A 20,025-nucleotide genomic window follows, 5' to 3' on the forward strand; every position below is an offset into this window, starting at 1 on the left:
TTTACTCACAGGATTTACAAGGTTGTAGGGCATTTACAACTTTTAGGTTATAGTGCTATCATAACTCACAACAGCAAAAGTGAACAAGTGCATAAAATTATTTTCACGATTAAGGGGGATAAGCAATAAAATGAACCAATAAACTAATGAACAATATTTTTAGATGGAAAAATCTGTATTTGTAAGAGGTCGAGTAACTGAAACAGTGCGGGCAAGGTTTAAATCTGCCTGTGCCTTACAAAATAGAACTATGGATAGCGTGATGGAGGAATTGATACTCAATTGGCTAGAACAGCAAAATCCCAATTCAACAACACAAAATCCACAAGTGCAAAATCCAAAGGCAAGTTAGAGCGATAGCGAAGCGCTGCTGCAAGCAGTTCGCTACCCCAAACTCCGAACCTTGAAAACTGAATAAAGAACTAAGTAAAAATCAGCATGGCAGATGACATCAAACGTTCTAAGGGAAAATTTGACCCCGTTACAGAACCTAGAGATTGGAAGATGGCCGCAACTGAGGATCATTGCAAACGAATTGCTAGAAACACAGGTAAACGGCTAATAGAAGTTATCTATACAGAAGATGACCTTCTACCGATAGTTTGTATTTTTGAGGATTACGACAATGAGTGAAACAGCTACATTACTACCGCTAAGTACATTTATTCCGGTGTTTGGTGCTATCAGCGATCGCAACTGGTTACACTTTAAAGAACTTGAAAGAGCATTTGCTAATAGTCACGGAGTAGAGACTTGGGCAGACGTTTTAAACTTCCGTATCATGCCAGCCCTCGAACCTGAAGCTAAAAGATGGTTGTTGGTTCAAAGGTGTAGTCAGGGGATTATTTCAGTCAAAGCTGTAGCTTAAATAATTTATTTTTTTTGCGATAGCGAAGCACTCCGTAGGAATCGCTCCCTACCCCAGTAAAAAAATATCACCCTACTCAGAATGTATCCTGAGAGGGGGTATACATAGGGGTTTAGGGGCGATCGCTTAAACTACCTCAAAAAAATGTATATTGATTTTTTGAATTTTTGTCAACTCAATAATTTATTGAAAACAGGTAGCAGGAAAATAATAAATTATTAGACTGTGCCAAATTTCGCCAAAAGCCTTGCTATTTAAGATTTTGAGTGATCAACCGTCTGGGAATGCAAGGTATTACCATTGTCATTGTTTGTGAAGATATGAACGAAACATGAAAAATTTTACATAATTAGTTGGTTTCGCTAGTAGAAAAATCCTATTGTTTGACAATAATGTTTCATGTACTCCCGTAAATCATTGGATCTAAAGTCAAACAAACTGACTATCTCAACGTTCAAACTATATTGACAAAAAAGTCAATCTTTCTAATTAGGACTTTTTGTGATAAAGTAATGTGTTTTGCGACAAATGATTTGAATAGTCAAACCATGTGTCGTAATTTTGGGGAACTCCATTTGTCATCCCAGCTAGTCCCGTCTAATCCCACTAAGTCCCGAATAGCGGGTATACCTGCTATTCTCATTCTGTATGTACAAATTGAATAAATTTATTAGTGCCAATTGTCATACAATTGCCATATTTTGAATATCTACTTTCTTTATATGGCAATATCTACAGCCGTTTTTTGCTATACAAAGAATATTAGAATAAAGTGCTTGACAAGTGCTTTCAAGTAGTTGGCAAACAGATTGCACACCTTCGTTTACATTCTGGTGTATGTCAGACAGATTTACTCCAGATTTACTCCATGACATCTTGATGCTTGCTGTGGAAATTGTGGAAAACAAAAATCTTTAGTAAAAATGTACTTTTTTTTAAAACAAGTGATCGCAACCATGATTATTTTGTTATCATAGGATCACTTTACAGGAAATAAGTATGACAGAAAAACCTAAAATTCTAGTAAGAACTCGGTTAACCCCAACTGATGAGAAAAAATTCAGGGAACTTGCACAAGCTAATGGCACAACTACGTACCAATTGATACGTAAGTTCATACATAACTATCTACAGCAAAACTCCCAAACCGCAGCATAATAAGCAGGTCTGGGAGTTTTAGTGTTTTCATAGTACAACCAGTTGTCTGGACTTGGCGGAAAAGACAACTGGATACATCAATAAAAAAAATGCGTATGTCATGTGCATCGTGTGATCTCATCTTAGATCACAAATTGGAATTTATCTTAGATAAATTGATGGAATTTATCTTAGAGAATTTATATACTACTACATTACCACATCGTAGTACATTCAATCAAATTTTTTTGATATGTTCCAAACTCTTGAAAAATAAGGGGTTTGGGGCATGAGTCAGCAAGAAAGATTTAACTATCTTCAATCATTGGTGAGCGATCGTCAATTAACTGAAAGTCTGGAAATGCTAGAAAAATCAGGCATTTCCGGCGATTTTGCCCTGTTCATTATTCAAAATATACAAACTTTGGAGGTTGCTTAAAATGGTTGCACAATTCGTTCCTAACAACCTCCAAATAGATAAGGCCGCAGCTACTCTCCATCTGGAGACTTTGGGATATAGCAGGGGGGATAAAGTTGGCATTAGATATATCAATCCATCTACCAGCAAGGCCACAAAAGCAGATGGACTTGAGTTTAAACAGATGGAACAGCTACAAAGTCAGGGGTTTAATGCTTATGTAGTTGTGAACCCCGGTGGACACTCTGACAACGATATAACAGCAGGACGGGTCATTTTTTATGAACATGACAATATTGATAAGTCCGTTCAGGCTGATTTGTGGCGATCGCTAGAACTTCCTGAACCAACTTTACAAGTGGACACCGGGGGAAAATCAGTTCATAGTTACTGGGTTCTATCTGAATCGGTTGATGTACCAACATGGACAAAACTGCAATCTGATTTATTAGATTTTTCCGATGCTGACAGAAGTATCAAAAACCCGTCAAGGGTAATGAGATTGGCTGGTAGTCTTTACGTCAACAAATCAGGTGAAGCTGTCGGAGTTGCCCAAATAATCCGTAATTCTGGAAAAAAATACACACTAGAGGAATTACGGCGGATCATTCCTGAAAAGTCAGCAGTTACCAATTACCAACTACCAATTACCAATTACCAATCATCTGATATTCCTCTATACCAATGCTTGTCAAAAACAGATAGAGATTTAATAGATCATGGCAGTGGTAAAGGTAGTAGGAATGATTCAGGAGCAAAATTAGCACGAAATTTAATAGGAACTGCTAACCGATTGCAACATCTTGGGCATAGATGTGAAGGAGATCCACGTCAACTATTTGATGACTATTGCTCCCACTGTTCCCCCCCATTGGATACTAAGGAAGCTGATATTATTTGGAAGTCAGCAAGCAATGATAACCCCACTGCTACATTGACGGATGATGCAATAGAAAATTGTATTAAGGCGTGGCAGAAAAATCAAGGGGTTAAAGAGCGATCGCAACAATCACCAAAACAAAATAACGTAATTCCTCACCCTACCTTAACTAAACTATCTGCTAAGGAATTAAAAGCCAAAATAGCAGACATAATTGATAAGGACTTAAGCAAGGTTGAAACAGAATTAGAACTGCATGATTTAGCTGGAACTGCTAACAAACCAATCAGGGAACTGAGAGATTTATACAACCTCATCAAAGCAGATAAGGAACAGGAACAGGATAAAAAAGACCTTGAAAAAATTCAAATCCCCAAGCTATTTGATGCCAAAAAAAGTAGGTTAGATGGTTTTGATTTTTTATATGGTGACGGAGGACATCTAGCAGCTATGCTCCATGAACAAGCTGATAGTATGCCGACTGCTTTTGAACACCTATTTTCCACTTTGTTACCCGCAGTTGGGTCAGTAATTGGTACATCGTCAACAATTGTCATTAACACCTCTGAGAGCTATACGCAGCCTTGTATCTTTCAAACTTTAATATTGGGTAAGTCGGGGGATCTGAAATCACCTACCCAACGTTTAATTGTGAAGCCATTGGAGGAATTGGAAAACATTGAAAGAGAGAAGTACCAAAAGGAATTAGAACAGTATAAAGAGGAATTAATAGCATTTAAAAAAGACCCGGAAAACAACAGAGAACCGGATAAACCAAGCCTTAAACGCTATATCATTGGGGCATTATCTCAAGAGGCCAAGATAAAATTACACTGTGAAAATCCGAGGGGATTGCTACAGCTTAGGGACGAATGGAGCGGGTTTATTTCTGGCAGGAATAAGTTCCGTAATGGTCAAGGGGATGATCTAGAACTGGAACTATCCGAGTTTGACGGAGGATCATTAAGGCGTGATTTAGTCAACTCGGATAATTCTGCTTATGTTGCTAAGTCTGCATTTAATAAGACCGGAAACACTCAAATAGAAACATTAAGATCAATTCTTCAAAAGCAAGGATTTGATGACCATAAAGGTGAATTTTCTCGGTGGTTGCCTTCCCTGGTTACAGTTCCGTTTAAGGAATTAGATTTGTTTGCAGGGGATAGCGGGTTAAGCACTCGCATCTCAACATCCTTGAAAGATTTATATATAGGATGTTCCCAACTACCGGAAAAGCAATATTTTCTATCCATTTCAGCAAAAAAACTTTGTCAAGAATTGATCAGCCGGTTGAGACGACTAAATAATGAAACTGACGATGCAGGATGGAACACGATATACCCCAAGATTCAGGGTTATTTGTGTCGTTTCATTCTATGGATTCATTTGACAAACTCGGTTTTAGCTGGGAACTTAAACCCGGAGCAGATGATTGATCGGCAATGTGTAACAAGTGCTGGAAAACTGGTTAAATTTTACCTTGACCAACATCTGCTACTAAGAGCATTGTTTACCCCTGAACAAAAAATCGAGGGGGACTACCTGAAAATCAAGGACTACTTAGATAGAAAAGCGTGCAAGAAGTCCGTTAGAGAAATAAAAGCAGGGGTGAAGGGATTAAGAAGCTTAACCACTGCTGAAATTAAGAAGATGTGCGACCAGATGGTTAACTGGGGCGTTTTAGGAATGGAGGAAAAAACTTACTATTCTGTTGACTTTGTTGACCAAAATCAGCAAAATGTTGACCTTTTGGAAAAAAAATTAAACACACCTCAAACCAATACACAGCAAAATGTTCAGGACTTTGAAAAAAATCAAAATGTTGACTTTGTTGACCTTTTGTTGACCAATGATCAAAAAGCTGAAAACCATATACAGCAAGGGTTAAAGGCAATAGAAAATGGTCAAAATATTGATTTTGTTGACCCGACCCCAAAAATTTTTCAATCACCCCTCGTTGACCATGCTGATCTGACTCCAGATAATTCTATATTTTGGGGTCGGTCAACAAATGACGATCAAAATGTGCCTCAAAACCATACACAGCAAGGTGTTGACCCTGATACAAAAAGGTCAACAAAGTCAACATTTGAAAATTATCAAAACCCTGAAACCTTTGATGGTCAAGGTTTTGTGGCTAATCAAGATTTTTTGGAAAAGGTCAACAAAGGTCAACAAAGGTCAACAAATGAAGGTCAAAAATACCAAATTGGCGATCGCATTAACTGTTACCCAACAATGGAACATGAGTCTAATAAATGGAAAGTTAAGGCCACAATCATAAGCATTGAGTACGAGCAGGGCTATATTCTCACCTGCACAGTCAGCTATAAAAATCGAAAAAAAGAGGATAGAACTGCTGTAATTGCGGGGGGAAAATCTGATGATTGGTTGTTAGGGAAGGTGTGATTATGACTTTTGATTACCAGTTCACCCAACTTCTAAGATCGGGGGATATACCATCTGCAAAAACGTTGCTGCTCAGGAAATATCCCCATAACATAGCCAATTTGAATATTGGTTAACCATGTATGCAACCTTACAATTACAGTAAGTATCAAACTTTAAACATTTATGGGATTAACAGATTCGCTTGAAAAACTTATGGCAGAGGAACAAAAACGTGATTCAGTCACCAAACTAAAAAAATCAGGTATCAATGTCAGCGAGGATAAATCTCATTTACAACACTTTGCTACACCAGGATTTGCTCAAGCTCAAGTCATGGCTAAAATTGGCAAAAGTCAACTGGATGCCTCAAGCATCAAAGAGATCGCTGATTCAGTGTTGGAACAAGCCCAAAAAACCAAGGATGGGGACTTTAGCAGCATTGAAGTTATCCTTCACAGTCAGATAGCTATGCTCAACTCCCTATCAACCCACTTCATGAATAAGGCGATAGCGAAGCGCTGCTGCAAGCAGTTCGCTGGGTACGATTCTGGGGAAGTGCTGACAGCATTACCTCATATTCCTAATGAATTCGCAGAATTAAGCCTCAAGTGTCAAGCTGAGATGCGTAAATGTATCGCGTTGCTGCACGAACTGAAAAACCCCAAAAAACCCAGTCAATTCATTAAAACCTACGTAAATCAACAGCTAAACCAGCTACAAGTAGAACAGGAACAACTTAAACAACGATTGGAGGAAGGGAACGATGCCCCGGTGGAGTTTAGAAGCGAGAGAACGTCAACGACAGCAGATCCAGAAATGGAAACCTTGGGAACACAGTACCGGAGCAAAAACTCCAGAGGGAAAGGAAAGGTCAAAAATGAATGCTCTTAAGCATGGGTTACGCAGTCAGGAGATGATTGATTTAATGCGTGGGTTGAGTTTGAAAAATTTTCTCAAAAATTTTGACTTTGATTAAAGCAAACGAACTATACAAAATCGTCCCTAGTAAAACCTAGTATTGCAACGTTGCAATTGTTAGAGAGTGCCAATGCCCAAGGGTGATGGTTTTACACCTGCATTTTCTATGAGACTGTGTAGCTTGCTTGTTCAGTAGCAGTACAGCGATATCGCTATACACTACAAAAGTAGTGGGTAAAATACAAAATGCTAGGTGTAATTGCTCGTTTTTCAGATGTAGCCATTCCTAGACAATCCTAGACAATCCTAGTCAAATCTGTCCTTCTACAAAAGTAGTTTTCAAAATAAACTTAATAAGTATAATTGCTTATTTAAAAAATCATGTCAAAATGTGGGCAAACCTGGGCAAGTGTGGACTTACATAGCTGAACTGGTTTGAAACAATGAATATTAACTGATTTAACGGAGTACATATCAGTTCAATATTTTTAACTTAAAAATACTGACTCCAAAACTCGGTTTTTGGCTTCAGTTTGGTGATTTTATTGAGCCATACAATCACTTCCTGAAGCTCTTTGTTAAGTTCAGCCTCATTAATATCACCATCTCGCCATGAATTCCATAAGTGTTCAATAAGATCCTGAAAACTTACAGGAGGATGTACCAAGTTGTTTCTAAGAATACCCTCCAAAGAATCACCTGACCAAACAGGGTCTCTACCAGGAATATAAGTACAAACTGCTTTTGGACCAATCATGCTTACACTCATGGATTGTTCACCAAATTCAAAAGTGTAAGTGTCGTTGTTACCCCAACGGGGAGTATAGATTTCAGCAGTAATCGTGATCATAGCAATTTTAATTGTTTAAGTGGGTATCTGATAATACCTTCATATATAGCACGATAATAACCCCCAAGGGTAAAGTTACGAAGGGTGTTATAGGGGTAAAGTAACCTGTAATCACTACAATACAAATGTTTGGCTTAGACACTAATTTCTATCATGGCAATAATACCACGATAGAAATTAGCTTATGTTCTTGAAAAACACCACAATATCCCAATCAGCAAAAATTTCACTATTGGGGATGCTCTGTTACTCTGATTTCTTGCGGTCTTGTTGTGCCAATGTTACTAAAGCTGGAATGCTGACTTTAGCGATACTACCAAACTCATCTCGAAAGTTTGGATCTGCTAATGCAAGACCAAAAGTGGAGAATAATAGAACAGTAATAATCATTGATGGATTTTTGAGCATATTTCACCTAATTAACTTGACGTTAAAGTTCCTAGCTAAATAACGTCACGTCCAGCGTCCATCAACGATAAATATAGGGTTTCAAGCTTTCCAAAGAAAATTAACTAAGAATTGATACGGTTAACACTAATAAATGTTCGGTAATTACATATCCAATACCTTGCTAACTTGCCACCGGGGTTAGTTCATCCACTGACAAAAGCACATCTAACCTATTAACCAAGTTTCAGCATAACGCTTGTCCATCAGAAGTCAGTCGTTGTACTAGGAATCGTGGTACTAACCCCAACGCCACAACCACCCGACCTATCAAGGTTTGGGAATTTAATCTTTTAACGTCCGTCAATTTGTCCGTCCGTCCACAGATTCCTTACAGAACTTTACATCATGATAAGTTTTGCGCGTATCTTGTCTTTACCCTATCAGGATAAACTTGAAGAAGTAGCTGATGAGATAATAGTTTTATATAATGGATAGCAGTTCACAGATTGATACTGTTCAAAAGTTTGCAGAGGTTATTGGTGATCATGATAACCTCTGGAAGATTCTAATAGGAAAAGAAGTTAGTCGGTTTGAGGAAACGGTTATATATTATATTCGATATAAAAATGCAGCTAAGTCATTAAAAAATAATATTCATCAAGAAGATAAAAAATTAGTTCAATATTATGCCCAAGGGAAAGTTGTAGCAATACACAATATAAAAAAAGAAACAAAAATATTAATCGAAATAAATTATGATACAGAATTTAGTGTCAAATATAAAAAATGGATGTTTGTTAAACAATTTAATATTATATCACCACCACTTTTTCTGGAAGATATACTTCCATTAATAGAAATTGAGGAAGACAAAAAAAGGCTAGATGCTGAAAGACTGGAAGCAGAAAAGCGAGAAATTGAAAGACAAGAGGCTCAAAGACTGGAAGCAGAGAAACGAGAAGCAGAAAGACGGGAGGCTCAAAGACTGGAAGCAGAGAAACGAGAAGCAGAAAGACGGGAGGCTCAAAGATTAGAAACTGAAAGAAGGAAGATCAAAAAACTATCTTTACTAGAAAACATAAAAGACGAATTTGAAAACAACTTTTTTAATGCCGACAACTTTTATCAACTTCATTGTACTGAATACATATCATTTCAAGAATATAAATCTGAAAAATCAAAGTACATACAAAATTGGGTAAAAACAAATTTAAACTTCTCTCATGACCTTGAACAAGCAGCAGCAATTGGCACTATTGAAAATCATGTACAAGTAATAGCTAGGGCTGGTAGTGGTAAAACATCAACCTTAGTCAATCGAGCAATATTTTTACAGAAACATTGTGGTATTGCACCAGGGGAAATGTTACTTTTAGCCTTCAATCGCAAAGCAGCAGACGAAATGCGAGAACGTCTAAAGTTACAATTACAAAATTCTGTTCCCCATGCAATGACTTTCCATGCCTTAGCTTATGCCTTAGTTCATCCCGAAAATATTCTTTTTGATGAACCAGATGGAGAACAGAACCAAAGCCGCGCTTTACAGATTGTAATTGATGATTACTTACGCGACACAATATTTTATGCAAAAATACGCGATTTGATGATGGCAGCATTTCATGAAGACTGGGAGCGCATAATTTCAGGTGGGTATGATAAAACTCCAGAAGAAATGCTTCGTTATCGTCGCTCATTACCAAGAGAAGGAATTGATGGTAACTACTATAAATCTTTTGGTGAAAAACTAATTGCTAACTTTTTATTTGAACATAATATTAAATACAAATATGAGCGTAACTTTTGGTGGAATGGCATAAATTACCGTCCTGATTTTACAATATTGACTGGAGAAAAACAGGGAATAGTTATTGAATATTTTGGACTAGAAGGAGATCCAGATTATGATGATATGTCCCATGAAAAGCGAGAGTATTGGGCAAATCGTCCCAACTGGCAGTTAATAGCATTATCACCAAGACCTCTTAAAGATCAAGGAGCAGAAGTTTTTTGTGAATTACTCAAGGATAAGTTAGAAAATTTAGGTATTCAATGTAACCGACTGAGTGAAGAAACAATTTGGTCAAGGATAAAAGATAGATCAATAGATAGATTTACGACAGTAGTAAAAGGATTTATTCAACGATGCCGTAAACTTTCTTTAACTTCAGAAGAGTTAAGAAAAATTATTTCTAAACACGAATGTGTGAGTAAGATTGAAGAACAATTTTTGAATTTAGCATATAGATTTTATAAATCCTATTTAAGATGTCTTGAGGATAGAGGTGAAGAAGATTTTGATGGACTAATGCAAAAAGCTGTAGAGGTAATTGCATCAGGACAAACTATATTTCGCCGTAGATTAGGAACTGGTGATTTAAAAAGTCTCAGATACATCATGATTGATGAATATCAAGACTTTTCGGAACTATTCTATAATCTAATAGAAGCCATCAGAAAGCAAAATCCTCAAGCACTATTTTTCTGCGTTGGTGATGACTGGCAATCTATTAATGGTTTCGCTGGTTCTGACCTCCGATTTTATCAGGATTTTCACCAATTCTTCCAGCCATCACATAAATTAAATATAGCTACAAATTACCGTTCAGCTACTTCTATTGTTGATATTGGTAATAAGTTAATGCAAGGTTTGGGTACTCCTGCTCGCGCTGATAAAAAGATTCCTGGAATAGTTAATATTGCTGATATGTCTAGCTTTGAACCAACTCCCACAGAGCAAGAAAATTATTCTGGGGACAATATAACACCTGCTATCTTACGTCTAATTAACAAGACTATTAAACAAGGTAAAAAAGTAGTATTACTCAGTCGAAAAAATAGTTTACCTTGGTATGTGAATTATCAAAATAAAAGGAGTAAATATAAAAATGGTACACTTGATAGTTTTTTAGAATTAGTGCGCTCATACCTTCCTGAAGAATCAAAAAAATCAGTAACTATATCAACTGCACACAAATATAAAGGTCTTCAAAAAGATGTAGTTATAATACTTGATGCTATTCCTCGTTGTTATCCCTTGATACATCCTGATTTAATGTTTACCCGTGTCTTTGGTGATAGCATTGAGTCTGTAGTAAATGAAGAAAGACGTTTATTTTATGTGGCTTTAACTCGTGCAGTTGAAACTTTATTTATTATCACAGAAAGTAAAAATTCATCACCTTTTCTTGACGAATTAAACAGCAGAACAAAAATTTCTGTATTAAATTGGTCAGATTATCAAACTTTTATTGGTGTGGGGACTATACGGTACATTACTGTTAAAATTGGTAATCAGGATGGTAAAGGTAGCAACGGTACTATTGCAATTAAAGACTTGCTCAAAGCCGAAGGCTATATTTGGAAACCAGAGGTTTGGCCTGCTTGGTGTCGCACCTATCCAGCAGAAGGTTTTTCAGTTCAACAATATTTCAATAACGCAAATTGGATTTCTCAAGCTGTAGGAATTGAAGTGAGGTTTTGTGACGATGAGGAAAATGAATTAGCGGTTTATCGTGTTACTCAAGGTTTATGTACTCCGGTAATTGATAATTTTTCTGCCTTATAAACTCTATTTAGCTAAACTGTGCCAATTTGGGAGTTTTGTACGCTAAGAAATTAGAGTAATCGCCCAAAGCCTTGTCTTTACCCGATAAAAGCCGTCAAAAATTCCCAAACTTTAGAATTAAAACATCCCATCAAGTAAATCAGTAATTTGCCCCTGGTCTTTGTGACGGTTATCATCATAAATCATTAGGGTATCCAATTTCCGGTGACGACTGAGTTTTTGTACCTTCCTAACATTACCATCAGTAGCATCTAAAGCCGCAGTAATAGCACTATGTCTGACCCTGTGTGGTGACATTTGCTTTTTAATCCCAGCCCGTTCAGACAACTTCACCAACATTTTTCTCAGTCCATCCCCAGTCAGACGACCTCCAGCATTAGCAAAATCCACAGACACAAACAAAGCTGAATTATCCTTCACCCCTGGTCTAGTTTCCAACCATTGAGAAATAGCTGCTACCGTCCCCACACCCAAATCAATCACCTCAGATTGCGTCCCCCGTCCCTTCCCTAAAATCCTGAGAGTCTTAGTTTCCGGGTCAAAATCCCCCACATTTAATTGACAAACCTCATTCCGTCTGAGGGCATTACCCCAAAGCAGACGCAGAATAGCATAATCACGTTTACCCTTGGGGGTGGTCAAATCACACTGATTCAGAATTAACTCAAAAGTATGACGGTCAATCCCAGAAGTATCGCGGTATTTTTGCACCCGTTCAGATTGAACATCTTGCAAACTGTAGTGACAAACCCCCAACTTGCGGCCAGTCACCACCAAACTTTTGATAGCAGCAAGACGACGGTTAACAGTGGCTTCCTTTAGACCCTTGCGGATTAGGTGTGCCTTGTACTTGAGAACCACAGCCATAGCTTGACCTTGTTCTAGGTGGAGGAACTCTAAAACAACATCAGGAGTAGGAACTTTACCCGTCATCACCTTAAAGAAATCATTGATATCTTTCTCGTAGGCTTTTTGGGTATTAACGGAACGTTTATCAGCGAGTAACTGAGATAGCACGTCTGGGTCAGTGTTAAGAGTGTGAGAAAAGCTTGTGCCAACTTTGGCATCAAGAGAAGCATTTAAGACTTCTATAGATAGTATATCAGTTTCCATTTTGCGGTATCTATAATGGTTATTTTCGAGAACTCTTGCTTTTAATTAAACCCTCTTAGATGTACAGAGGGTTAATATACTACATGAATTATTTGTAGTGAGTAGTGGGGTTAAGCGTGTTTTCTAGCTTCTATGAACATCCAAACTAATTGCTCGAAACCCTCTTAGATGTACAGAGGGTTAATATACTACATTGAATTATTTGTAGTGAGTAGTGGGTTAAGCGTGTTTTCTAGCTTCTATGAACATCCAAACTAATTGCTCTATCCGTTCCCACCAGTCACCCCCGGTTATGTTTATGGCAAATGGTTCTAATAAGGTGTGAGGGACGTTGTTAGCTAGGAACTGTCTGATTAATGCTGGTGTAAGTTCGCGGTCGCTGCAATCATCTAATTGCCAGAATACTTGACGGAGTAAGGTTTTAACTCGGTTTTTGTGTTGTGATGTCATGATTTTAGTTCCTTCTAGTGTGGTGTACGAGGGTGTGGAGTTCCCCCCTGCGGGGGAATTGGGGGATTAGAAGGGGACTAAATCATGTTCTAAGGATGCTGCTAAATAGCCTTGGTAGTAAGGGCTGTCTAGTTCTGTGACTTGTGGCAAAAGTCCGATTAGAGCATCAAATTCTCCATCAAAGTAGGTCAGGGTGAAGGTTTTGGGCTTGGGCTGTGTTAAAGTTGTCATATAGATTCCTTCATTGGTTTTGAATGAAAGGCGATCGCTGTACTTTTCTCAGGAGTGGCGGTCGTCTTTTGTTTTGTCTATATTCAATATAGATTAAATATAGATGTTTGTCTAGATGTAATCTATATGAATAATCTAGATAATTGTCTAGATGATATAAGATAATTATATAGATGCTATCTAGATAATATGTTAGATTATAGATGTTGTATAGATGCAATATAGATTATGACTAAACCACAAGGATTTTTAGCTACATTTAGGATAGATGAGGAACTGTGGGGAAAATTTAAGGATATAGCTAAAAATAAACAAACTAACGCTAGTGCCTTGATTATCCAATATATTCAAGGTGTAGTAAGTTCCGGTGGCGTTGATAATGTCCCCCAATCTACACCCCAAAATATAGACAATCTTCCTAAGCTGTCTATACAAGATATAGAAAAAATTATAGATGAGAAAATCAATTCATCTATACAAGCAATGGACAATAACCAATCTATACAGAATCATCTTGATCTCAATACGATATCTATACAAGATATTGACAACCGTATAGATGAAAAGATTAACCAATCTATACAGAATCATCTTGATCTCAATACGATATCTATACAAGATATTGACAACCGTATAGATGATTCATTAACAGATGGGAAGATTAGTGAGGCGATAGCGAAGCTGACCGAAGGTATCTCTACTTCCTACGAAGCTATGATGGGTCAATTCAACGGGCTGCTAGAGGAACTACAGGATCTAAAATCCCAGCTACAGGAATTAAAATTAGTCCCCCCGGCTGCTGTTCCTAGTTCCCAATCACCAATTAATGACCCGTCTTCAGCCCCCATTAATTACCAATTACCAGTAGAGGAAACTGGAGAAGATAGCGATCTCATTGACTCTATAAGCACCAATGATCTATTACCAATGACGACGGGGGAAGACAAACCCACAATCATGCTGCACGACGGATCTATTTTGGTAGTGTCAGAAAAACAAGAAAAGATTTTAATTTTACTGGGACTAATCCCCCAAACTCATAACATCTTGACTTCTCAGTTTTTGGGTGCAGTCTGCAAGAGCAATTTAGCTAACAACAAAGGGGAATTAGAGTCTTTGATTAAACAGGAAATTGACAGCAAGGGCAGCACAATTAGAAAGACGGCCGCAATATTAAGAAGTGCAGGTTTTATGTTGTCAGGCAGTGAGGGTAAAGGTTTTTTAATCACAGGAATAAAATAGCGTTTTGTATCTCAGTTCATAGCCCCAAATAAAACACCCCTAACCAATCAGCTAGGGGTGTTTTTTATCCTTATCAATAGGTTACAGTCAAGCTAATTAACGGGGTGTGATAGCTTGTAATAACTACTAATAAAGGGTGCTAATTGCCGCGAGGATCATTGTCAGAGTGATTATCGGTACTAGACTTTTTTGTTTCCGGTGCTTGAATAAGTACATTAACCAACGGAATTAGCCGAACTACTTCAACATTGTGCTGAAAAAAGACGTTGAAGGCAATTAATATGCCAAGAACCCATCCACTCCACTTCGTGACAAGTGGGAAGAGGGGTTTTGGCTTTCGTTTACTAATGCTAGAATTAATGGTGTTCTGGCACTTTGGCTGGGATTTAATAAATTTCACAAACGACTCCAGGTTTTGTAATTTACTCTGATTCGTACTCAGATTAAAGAAAGTAACTAGGCTCAGAAGGGCGCACATAATCGGTGGCGGAAGTACCAATGACTTATGCTGCGTTCGATTCATAACCTTTTAAAATGATTCGTACTCATTTTAAAAGGTTATTTTTGTTAATTCTCCTGATATTCACGATTACTCCATGTATTTTATCTCGAAGAATTGGGAGTTACAACGATTTAAACCAAGTTTATCTAAGTTTTTTCGTAACAAATGCTTTTTTTTAGCTGTATTATCAACAAAATTTACTAAAAATATTCCCTAAGATATATGCAGAACAAATGCTTTTTTTAGCTGTATTATCAACAAAATTTACTAAAAATATTCCCTAAGATATATATATGCAGAAAGAATTATACCCTTGAGGGAAAATGCTGGGAGCAGGGGAAGAAAAGTCAGAAGTTTAAACAGCTTGACGGTGGCTTATTAATGTACTTATCCCATAACCCGTCATTGCAAAAAAATAAACCATCTCTCATAAATTGATCCGCGTCGTCTTCATTGGTAAAATACCTGTATAATTGCATACCATCTGCTAAATTACCATAGAGATAAAAACCATGTTCATTCTCTCTATAAAGCAGTCCCCAATCTTGTATTTTAAGTTTGAACTGTTCTGATAGTTTCATAGTTATTCCTCAAAAATCATAGGTTTACCATGAAAATGCTGATAGATTTTATTAGCTTCAAACCATTTAGGTAATGTATACTCAACGTCCTTGAGTTTATTGCCTTGTGCATCAACTAAACCGTGTTTAATAACTACTCTAGATAATGGCTTATCCCCATCTGCTGTAAATTTCTCAATCAATATACTACCAGCTTTTCTCATTGCATCTGTACCTTCCCCAAAGGCTTCATTAGTCCCCAAGTGGGTAACACCAATAAACCGTTCTTTAGCTTTGCGAGTATCTGAGAATGTAGATTTAATAAACCGTTGTACAGTTTCTTTATCAATATCCTTGAGGTGAGTAAATTCATCAAGTAGGAATTGTTCAGCTTGCTTATCATCCAAATCTTGACCTATCCGTTCTAAACGGCGTTCGTAGGTATCCTGTAAAGCTTCAATGATAGCTGAATCATTATCAGCTTTTAGCTGTGCCTCTAGCAACTTCCAAACCTTGCTATTAGCACCGTTCAAATGTCTATCAGCTATCCGATAAACTGGGATATTTAAGCAATATTTTCTGATTAGTGCGATCGCTACAGATGTATTAGTTTTCCCTGTTCCCTGTTCTCCAATTATCCACAGTGGTTTAGCTGCTTTGATTACAGTCCATAACCAGCCGTCCTCGTGACCCTTCAAAACTTCAACCAAACTATTCTTTAATTCTTCATTGGGAGTAGGTTGTTTAGCGTCCTGGACTGGTTTATTTAACTTGTCAATCTTCCTGTTAGTCTCTAAAGTCTCAAGGTTGTTTTTAGCAGTTTCCTTATCAAGTTCTGACAACTGGAGTTGATGACCTTTTAGGGATAATTGACCTTGCAATTGTCCATTAAGATGATCTAACTGTAGTTCCCCTTCTGACTTTAGCTGCTGTATAGTTTCCTGAGTTTGACGGGCTATGACTTGTTTAGTTATTTCCGCCTGATTACTTTTGGAGAACCCAAATAAATCAATGTGATTTTGTTCTATGATATCCGTCTCCAGTGCTTTGATTTTAAGCAACTTAAACTGAGAATGTATTGATTTTTCTTGACTATCAGTTAATGCTTTGCTCACACCATAAGCAGATAACAGAAACAAACTAGCACATAACCCAAAATTAACCGCTTTAGGGTCTTCAGGTGGTAAAAGTTTAACTACCTTAATATTCTCATCAAATAATTGGTTTCTGCGTTCTCTATCAACTAAAAAGCTGATACCGCGTTTAATATTGTAGCCTCTACAATTATCTTTCACATAGCAATACAGGGTTTCGTTGTGCTTGATGCTATCTGAGAACATCGGCACTGAAGCAATGAAACCAGATGCTAGTAAAATACCTACCAAGATACTAGAACTGCGTCTTTGCTTAACTATTTGTTGGTTAAATTCCTGTATTTCTTGCATTATCTACCTCCAAATAATTTACTGATGTATGCACCCATACCGGACTTATGAAACCATATCAAGACTGAATTAATGTTGTATACAATGTCTACAAATCCCGTGATTAGGTAGTTTAAAAATATAGCTGTAACTAAACCACTGATAAATAATTTAATAAGTGACTTAATGAACCTAATCATTACTATTGTTCTCCTGATTATTATTAGTGTTAGAAAACTTTTTAACTATTCCTAGTAATGCAACTCCAGATAACGCTATCAATAAACTCATCCCCATATCTGGTAATTGAAAACTTAACCCCTCACTACTTCTAATTTCTTGATAAGTTTGAGCGATCGCTTGTTTAGTCTGGATAATTTCAGATGTGATTTTAGATGTACCACTAAAACTTACAGCACCACCAATGGCGAGTTTAACTATCCCTATCAGTGGTTTTTGACCTAAGTTAAATTCCCATGAGTCAGAACTGATTGAAAAATTAAAAGAGTCTCCTACGTCAATCAGTCCGGGTAACAAACTTACTACTGCTGAAGAAACTTGAATAATTGTTAGCGTCACCTGTAGGTTAAATAACAACCAACTGAGAGAACATGATGATATTTGACAAGCCAAAAATAATAAACCGCTATCTATTCGTTTTCTCGCTTGAATATCTGCATACAGCTTATTTTCAATGTGAGTTAAATAACGGACTGTTTCACCCTGTAGCGGTGTTTCTTCACTATCAAGAATATTGTCTAAATCATTGGGTGATTGTGTTAGCATAGGAGTAGTAAAAATAATGACCTGATTACCCCTATCAATTAGCCGTTGGTAGGGGTATTTTAATTACGGTTTAAAATCCGAGTGCTGCTTTAAATTGCATAAATCTTTCTTTGAATCCTGGTGTGTGGTATTGTTTCTCAGGAATCAAGTCATAACGGGCATTTTCACCCTTTTCTAGGGCTTCACTAATCTGCTTAGATTGCAACTGTTCATCAGCAGCTATTTGTTTATTTTCGGGACGGTTTGACTGTTCCAAAATTGCAACTTGTTGATCTACTCCTACCAAGTGAGCATCTACATATCCCTTAATTTGGGTGTAGTTCATCTGGTAGTTATGACGAGTATTTTCGGTATTTTTGGATAGTACAAATTCCTGTGCTAATTCTTGCCTTTGGTGAACATACTTTTGTTGTCCTAACATTACTTGACTAGCAGCTTTGTCAATGGCGATCGCTGACTTCCCAGCCTGTAATAATATGTCAGCAGTTGCCTTGTTATAAGCTTCTGAACCGTTGATAATTTCTAGATAAGCTTGTGCTAACTTTGGTGCTAAATCACTGGATAATCTGCCTTGACGGGCTAATTCTCCTATCTTTTGGGCTGCTGCTATGTCTCCACCCATAGCTTTATCAAAATCAGCAAGGGTAACACCAAACTTTTTTCCTAAAACTTGGGTGAGTAGTTTACCTTTGGGTAGAATGTGGTTTCTAAGCTTGGGAACTTTGGCAGGTGGTAACTGTTTCATGGTTTCAACTCCAGATAGTTGTTAGGGTCAGTAAAATAACGGTGATCTGGTTTCTGGATACTGCTATTAAAACGGAAGCTATCAATAGCAGTTAACCCAGCAATTACGGTAATTAGTCCTATTATCCAAATAGGATTAATCTTGACTTTAAAGTTAGGACGCTGCGGGTAGTTGGAATACTGAGAGGGTAGCTTTGACCTTACTTTTAAAGTCGGTTCTTTGCTGCTGTAGCTGTTTGTTTATGTTCTGTAGTCCGTCGGTTAATTGTTGGGAGTTTTGGTTAAAACCATCGGTAGCTACTTGGGTTATTTCCTCTAAAGTTTCACCAATCTTTTGGGAGTTTAACGCTATCTTGTGACGGACAAAAGCAATAATCGCGCTCTTTATTTCTTCTAGTGATTCCTGTAAATCATCAGATGAGTAATTGACGTTTTGGGCTATCAGTTCAATTTCTCCAGTGTTGAGAACTATCCCCAATTCCCCCGCAGTAGAAGCAACTAATTCTGATTTGGTGGCAGTGGCTAAAGCTGTTTGGTTCTCAGTATCTAAAGCAGCTTCATTTGTGTGTAAATCAATGCTATCTATATCCTGTATAGATGCTGTATTGATAGCATTGTCTACACTGTTTACTATGTCTACATCTTCACTGGTTAATGTTTCCAGTTCCATCTGTGTAGGTTCTGCAATGTTTCCAAGTTCACCACCTGCGCTGCTGAATGTTTCCTCTACTTCTGTTTGTTCTGTGGGTACGTCGTCACTAACTACGGTTAATTTGGTGGCAGTAGATAGGAAGTATTTAGTAGCGTTATTTTCCTCTTCTTTGGTGATGTTTTCAATATTCCCTACATTAGCTCTCAGGTAATCTTTAATGTCTCCTGACGTAGCTACTACCCCTTTACGTTTTAGGCTTGTTTGAATACGTTTTGCAACTGTGGTTAACATGATTTACGCTACCTTTGATAATTTAGAATCCTGGACTTTTGCTTTATAGATAAGTGCTACTGCACAGATGGGAATTAAAACCTGTTTAGCGTAAAATGCCTTTGCTTTATATCCCCCTGCTGTTTTGAACCATCTGCTGATAGTTCCTTTATTTGGTACAATCTCTAATTTTTCCAGTAGGTTTATGAACTGTTCCCCCGTACAACCTTCACCAATACTTGATTCAACTTTTGATACTTGACCTTTGATTTTGTGATACTGGGAAAAGTAGCGGGGGGATGTTTTACGAAGTGCAATAAACAATTCAAACCCTGACTTTGTTAGGGGTAATTCTGCGGTTCTCATGGTGTTTTTGGTTCTCCACCAATGAACATCATTAACCCTACTTCCCATCACAGTTTCATAGATAGTCCGTTCATTCTCCATAGTTTTAATAGTTGCGTTATCCGTTATCTGTAATCTGCAAAATTGCAGTGCAAGCAATACACATCCTACGTTCTTGTATTACGCATATAGCGTATAAGCAAGGGTGTTAGGAGTGCATTTAGTCGCACTATAGGTATTTTTGCGTTAGCTGTATTACCTGGTTAGCTGTAAAAATGCTTCACTATCC

At 37.4% G+C, this 20,025-nt stretch carries 19 protein-coding genes; 8 read left to right on the top strand and 11 right to left on the bottom strand.

Features of this window, described 5'->3' with window-relative positions; genetic code table 11:
- Nucleotides 1–163: 163 nt before the first annotated feature.
- The 6 genes from ANA_RS23280 to ANA_RS23300 all read left to right on the top strand — a co-directional run bounded on the left by ANA_RS23280 (nt 164) and on the right by ANA_RS23300 (nt 6,585).
- Nucleotides 164–352 (top strand): plasmid partition protein ParG, encoded by a 189-nt coding sequence (locus ANA_RS23280; protein ID WP_015083723.1) that lies wholly within the window; start codon nt 164–166, stop codon nt 350–352.
- 86 nt (nt 353–438) lie between these two features.
- On the top strand, nt 439–633 hold the full coding sequence (locus ANA_RS23285; RefSeq protein WP_015083724.1) for a hypothetical protein: 195 nt from the start codon (nt 439–441) through the stop codon (nt 631–633).
- A complete protein-coding gene (locus ANA_RS23290) occupies nt 626–868 on the top strand; it encodes a hypothetical protein (protein WP_015083725.1) in 243 nt (80 codons plus the stop codon). The genes ANA_RS23285 and ANA_RS23290 overlap by 8 nt, the downstream gene beginning before the upstream one ends.
- A gap of 1,426 nt (nt 869–2,294) precedes the next feature.
- On the top strand, nt 2,295–2,444 hold the full coding sequence (locus ANA_RS26800) for a hypothetical protein (protein WP_015083729.1): 150 nt from the start codon (nt 2,295–2,297) through the stop codon (nt 2,442–2,444).
- A 1-nt stretch (nt 2,445) separates the two neighbouring features.
- A complete protein-coding gene (locus ANA_RS23295) occupies nt 2,446–5,712 on the top strand; it encodes a DUF3987 domain-containing protein (protein WP_015083730.1) in 3,267 nt (1,088 codons plus the stop codon).
- Nucleotides 5,713–5,877: 165 nt separating this feature from the next.
- Nucleotides 5,878–6,585, top strand: coding sequence for a hypothetical protein (locus ANA_RS23300; RefSeq protein ID WP_015083731.1), 708 nt, complete (start codon nt 5,878–5,880; stop codon nt 6,583–6,585).
- 520 nt (nt 6,586–7,105) lie between these two features.
- Here ANA_RS23300 and ANA_RS23305 read toward each other — a convergent pair.
- Both ANA_RS23305 and ANA_RS26805 read right to left on the bottom strand, forming a co-directional pair.
- Complete coding sequence (locus ANA_RS23305; protein WP_015083732.1) at nt 7,106–7,462, bottom strand: hypothetical protein; 357 nt, start codon at nt 7,460–7,462, stop codon at nt 7,106–7,108.
- A gap of 246 nt (nt 7,463–7,708) precedes the next feature.
- Nucleotides 7,709–7,870 (bottom strand): hypothetical protein, encoded by a 162-nt coding sequence (locus ANA_RS26805; protein ID WP_015083733.1) that lies wholly within the window; start codon nt 7,868–7,870, stop codon nt 7,709–7,711.
- Nucleotides 7,871–8,339: 469 nt separating this feature from the next.
- Here ANA_RS26805 and ANA_RS23310 point away from each other — a divergent pair, with 469 nt between their 5' ends.
- On the top strand, nt 8,340–11,417 hold the full coding sequence (locus ANA_RS23310; protein ID WP_015083734.1) for a UvrD-helicase domain-containing protein: 3,078 nt from the start codon (nt 8,340–8,342) through the stop codon (nt 11,415–11,417).
- A 117-nt stretch (nt 11,418–11,534) separates the two neighbouring features.
- On the opposite strand, the gene ANA_RS23315 is transcribed toward ANA_RS23310, so the two are convergent.
- The 3 genes from ANA_RS23315 to ANA_RS27220 form a co-directional block, all read right to left on the bottom strand.
- Nucleotides 11,535–12,530 carry a tyrosine-type recombinase/integrase gene (locus tag ANA_RS23315; protein ID WP_015083735.1) on the bottom strand — a complete coding sequence of 332 codons (996 nt, stop codon included), beginning with the start codon at nt 12,528–12,530 and terminating at the stop codon, nt 11,535–11,537.
- A 219-nt stretch (nt 12,531–12,749) separates the two neighbouring features.
- On the bottom strand, nt 12,750–12,980 hold the full coding sequence (locus ANA_RS23320; protein WP_015083736.1) for a hypothetical protein: 231 nt from the start codon (nt 12,978–12,980) through the stop codon (nt 12,750–12,752).
- 66 nt (nt 12,981–13,046) lie between these two features.
- On the bottom strand, nt 13,047–13,211 hold the full coding sequence (locus tag ANA_RS27220; RefSeq protein ID WP_015083737.1) for a hypothetical protein: 165 nt from the start codon (nt 13,209–13,211) through the stop codon (nt 13,047–13,049).
- Between the two features lie 228 nt (nt 13,212–13,439).
- Between ANA_RS27220 and ANA_RS23325 the strand changes: the two genes are divergently transcribed.
- Nucleotides 13,440–14,453, top strand: coding sequence for a hypothetical protein (locus ANA_RS23325; RefSeq protein ID WP_015083738.1), 1,014 nt, complete (start codon nt 13,440–13,442; stop codon nt 14,451–14,453).
- A gap of 849 nt (nt 14,454–15,302) precedes the next feature.
- Here ANA_RS23325 and ANA_RS23335 read toward each other — a convergent pair.
- The 6 genes from ANA_RS23335 to ANA_RS23365 all read right to left on the bottom strand — a co-directional run bounded on the left by ANA_RS23335 (nt 15,303) and on the right by ANA_RS23365 (nt 19,838).
- Entirely contained in the window at nt 15,303–15,536 is a 234-nt protein-coding gene (locus ANA_RS23335) for a hypothetical protein (protein ID WP_041458717.1), read from the bottom strand.
- Between the two features lie 2 nt (nt 15,537–15,538).
- Nucleotides 15,539–16,960 carry an ATP-binding protein gene (locus ANA_RS23340; RefSeq protein ID WP_015083740.1) on the bottom strand — a complete coding sequence of 474 codons (1,422 nt, stop codon included), beginning with the start codon at nt 16,958–16,960 and terminating at the stop codon, nt 15,539–15,541.
- Between the two features lie 171 nt (nt 16,961–17,131).
- Nucleotides 17,132–17,725 (bottom strand): hypothetical protein, encoded by a 594-nt coding sequence (locus tag ANA_RS23350; RefSeq protein ID WP_015083741.1) that lies wholly within the window; start codon nt 17,723–17,725, stop codon nt 17,132–17,134.
- Nucleotides 17,726–17,795: 70 nt separating this feature from the next.
- On the bottom strand, nt 17,796–18,470 hold the full coding sequence (locus ANA_RS23355) for a hypothetical protein (protein ID WP_015083742.1): 675 nt from the start codon (nt 18,468–18,470) through the stop codon (nt 17,796–17,798).
- A 153-nt stretch (nt 18,471–18,623) separates the two neighbouring features.
- Nucleotides 18,624–19,412: a hypothetical protein gene (locus ANA_RS23360; protein ID WP_015083743.1), complete on the bottom strand. Its 789-nt coding sequence runs from the start codon at nt 19,410–19,412 to the stop codon at nt 18,624–18,626.
- Nucleotides 19,413–19,415: 3 nt separating this feature from the next.
- A complete protein-coding gene (locus ANA_RS23365) occupies nt 19,416–19,838 on the bottom strand; it encodes a hypothetical protein (RefSeq protein ID WP_015083744.1) in 423 nt (140 codons plus the stop codon).
- Nucleotides 19,839–20,025: the final 187 nt, after the last annotated feature.

It is taken from the genome of Anabaena sp. 90 (assembly GCF_000312705.1).
In the GTDB taxonomy this organism is placed as follows: domain Bacteria; phylum Cyanobacteriota; class Cyanobacteriia; order Cyanobacteriales; family Nostocaceae; genus Dolichospermum; species Dolichospermum lemmermannii.